Origin of the sequence: Ectothiorhodospira mobilis, assembly GCF_016584115.1 — a bacterium.
GTDB lineage: Bacteria > Pseudomonadota > Gammaproteobacteria > Ectothiorhodospirales > Ectothiorhodospiraceae > Ectothiorhodospira > Ectothiorhodospira mobilis.
In genome coordinates this window covers 1-315 of the sequence record NZ_NRSK01000082.1, presented here as the reverse complement: position 1 = coordinate 315, position 315 = coordinate 1, and the positions used below count along the sequence as shown (strand labels likewise).

General features: G+C 55.9%; 1 protein-coding gene. It reads left to right on the top strand.

Features of this window, described 5'->3' with window-relative positions:
• Positions 1 to 16: 16 nt before the first annotated feature.
• The coding region (locus tag CKO33_RS13240) for a GTP-binding protein (RefSeq protein WP_242472643.1) at positions 17 to 315 on the top strand (299 nt) is incomplete at its 3' end.

Below are 315 nucleotides of genomic sequence, written 5' to 3'. Positions count from 1 at the left end.
ATATATGAGGGAGCAGATGTCCGCGCCTCAGCCTGGCAGTACAGATCCGGCCGTCATCCGGAACTTCTGTATCATTGCGCACATTGACCACGGCAAGTCGACTCTAGCTGATCGGATGTTGCAAATCGCTGGTGTCCTTGACGAGCGCAGTGCTCGCGCCCAGTACTTAGACCGCATGGATATTGAGCGGGAACGCGGAATCACCATCAAGTCCCAGGCAGTGCGGATGCCGTGGGAGGTTGACGGTGTCACTCACCTTCTTAACATGATCGACACTCCTGGGCACGTCGACTTCTCCTACGAGGTATCCAGATC